Source organism: Candidatus Streptomyces philanthi (assembly GCF_059553635.1).
Genome location: NZ_JCANQV010000493.1, coordinates 1 through 2,602, shown reverse-complemented (window position 1 = coordinate 2,602; position 2,602 = coordinate 1). Strand labels below are relative to the sequence as shown.

Here is a 2,602-nt window from a genome sequence, read left to right as displayed (position 1 = left end):
ACCGGCGACCGCCGCACCACCGCCCGCGCCATCGGCCGCGCCGCCCTGGCCACCCGCCCCTCCCCGGACTCGCCCGTGCGCCCGCGCACCGTTCTCGCCGCGACCGCCGGTCCCGTACCCCGGCGCGTCGCCGCCCTGCTCACCCCGGCGCAGGACACCGCACACCCCCCGATGCGCCCCCGCCCCCGGCACTACGCCCGCCGCCTCACCGCCGCGGCCCTCCTCACCTGCCTCGCCTTCTCCGCCGGTGCCACCCTGGACGCGGTGGAGGACCTGCACACGACGGTGGAGACGGCCCAGGGGGAGATACCGCCGCACTGATCCGCGGGCGGGAGCGGCGCCAGGTCGCCGTGGGGGCTCGGGCGAGCATTGGCGGGGATACGGAGCCGCACACGGGCGCCCCACCCTGACCCCTCCCCCGATACCCCCGGCCCCACCGTGAACCCGAAGGTCGCGCCGCCCCCGTGGCGCGGGGCGGCGAAGACGTGGCCGCCGTGGGCGGTGGCGACCTCGCGGACGATGGCGAGGCCGAGGCCGGCGCCGGGGAGGTCGCGGGCGGCGGGGGATTTCCGGCCCCTCCCGCACCAGGTGTCCATCCCCTTCACACCCCTCCCCCGAATCTTCAACTCACCTTCGCACTAAGGAACTTCAGAGGCCCGATCTGGCGTCTCCGCTCGTACACGTGCTGAACTGCTGAAGCGCGGACAAGGTTCCCGAACGCGCGGATCCAACGGTGGGAGGCCCCTCATGCTGCACGGCGTAGACGTCAGCTCGTACAACACGTCCTACAACGCGGACGGGCTGGATTTCGTGTTCATCAAGGCGACCGAGGGCCGCTCCTACATCAACCCGCACCAGTCGGCGCAGGCGGCCAAGGCCCGCAAGGCGGGGGCCGTGGTGGGCTTCTACCACTTCCTGTGGCCCGGCAACATCGCGGCGCAGGCGCGGTACTTCGTCGAGAAGTGCGCCTCGGTGCAGGGCGATCTCCTGGCCGCCGACTGGGAGCGCACGGGGGACGGGACGGCCGCCAGCAACGCGGAGAAGGACCAGTTCCTGCGGGAGGTCAGGAAGCTCCGCCCCACGCACCGCGTGCTTCTCTACTGCAACCGTGACTTCTGGCTGAACCGCGACACCACGTCGTACACGGGTGACGGACTGTGGATCGCCGACTACGTCACGGCCGGGCACCCCCGGATCAAGGCGAAGTGGCGCATCCACCAGTACACCGACCAGCCGCTGGACAAGGACGTCGCGGACTTCGCGAGCCGGGCCGCGCTCAAGAAGTGGGCACACCCGGCATGACCGGGGGCGGCAGTGGACGCCGCTGCCCGTTGCGGTCGAGGTCGTAAGGTTTCTCCGTCCCCTCGCGCACCATCGAGCACACTGGTGCGAGGGGGACGTTCATCCGCACACCGCACCACGCGGCGACACGAACGAGGAGCAGCCGTGACCGACCCGGCGTCCAAGGCCCAGCAGGAGGAGATCGCCCGCCGTCTCCAGGTGACCGAGTCCTTCGACCCGGCACAGGAGATCGAGCGCCGGGTGACCTTCCTCACCGAACGCCTGACGACGACCGGGCTGCGCAGTCTGGTCCTCGGCATCAGCGGCGGCGTCGACTCCACGACCGCGGGCCGGCTCTGCCAGCTCGCCGTGGAGCGGGCCCGGGCCGCGGGGCACGACGCGACGTTCTTCGCGATGCGGCTGCCGTACGGCACCCAGGCCGACGAGAAGGACGCCCGGCTGGCCCTGGAGTTCATCCGCCCCGACCAGGTGCTGACCGTCGACATACGCCCGGCGGCCGACGCCTCGCTGCGCGCCGTACTGGACGGCGGGCTCACCTTCCGCGACGAGGGCCACCAGGACTTCGTCCAGGGCAACATCAAGGCCCGTGAGCGCATGATCGCGCAGTACGCGGTGGCCGGCGCCCAGGACGGCCTGGTGGTGGGCACCGACCACGCCGCCGAGGCGGTCTCGGGCTTCTTCACCAAGCACGGCGACGGCGCGGCCGACGTCGTCCCGCTCACCGGACTGACCAAGCGCCGGGTGCGCGCGGTGGCCGCCGCGCTGGGCGCCCCCCACGACCTGGTGTGGAAGGTGCCGACGGCCGACCTGGAGACCCTCTCCCCGGGCAAGCCGGACGAGGACGCGCTGGGTGTGACGTACGACCAGATCGACGACTTCCTGGAGGGCGAGGAAGTCGAGGCGGCCGTCTTCGAGGCGATCGTGCGCCGCTACCACCTCACCGAGCACAAGCGCAGCCTGCCGATCGCGCCCTGACCATGTCCCGCGACGCGCCCCGGGCCCCGTGGTCCGGGGCGCGTCGCGCTGTCCGGGGGCGCGCGGCCGGTGTCACACGTCGGCACGAACATGTCATACGCCGGTAAGGGGACGGTCACCGCTCCCTTGCCGCATCGCGGGTCCGAGCGGGCAGGGATGCGGCCATGGGAAGCCGCGAAGACCGATTGTCAGTGGGGGCACCTACGCTCCGAGGCATGGGTTACGCACACCTGCGCGAACTCCGGAGCGCGCTGACCACCGCATCCGACCTGGCCTCGACCTTGCACACCGCCCCGGCCCGCGGGGACGCCGACCGGCTCGTCGA

The 2,602-nt window shown here is 72.4% G+C and carries 2 protein-coding genes and 2 pseudogenes; 3 read left to right on the top strand and 1 reads right to left on the bottom strand.

All coding sequences use genetic code 11. The features are described from left to right. Positions 1-321, top strand: a pseudogene (locus tag AC51EU_RS29405) (M56 family metallopeptidase); the annotation flags it as partial. Between the two features lie 125 nt (positions 322-446). Here the strand turns inward: AC51EU_RS29405 and AC51EU_RS29400 are convergent. Continuing rightward, a pseudogene (locus tag AC51EU_RS29400) lies at positions 447-596 on the bottom strand (ATP-binding protein); the annotation flags it as partial. Between the two features lie 151 nt (positions 597-747). Here AC51EU_RS29400 and AC51EU_RS29395 point away from each other — a divergent pair. Continuing rightward, positions 748-1,302 carry a GH25 family lysozyme gene (locus AC51EU_RS29395; protein ID WP_496270138.1) on the top strand — a complete coding sequence of 185 codons (555 nt, stop codon included), beginning with the start codon at positions 748-750 and terminating at the stop codon, positions 1,300-1,302. Positions 1,303-1,446: 144 nt separating this feature from the next. After that, positions 1,447-2,277 carry an NAD(+) synthase gene (gene nadE / locus AC51EU_RS29390; RefSeq protein WP_496270137.1) on the top strand — a complete coding sequence of 277 codons (831 nt, stop codon included), beginning with the start codon at positions 1,447-1,449 and terminating at the stop codon, positions 2,275-2,277. Positions 2,278-2,602: the final 325 nt, after the last annotated feature.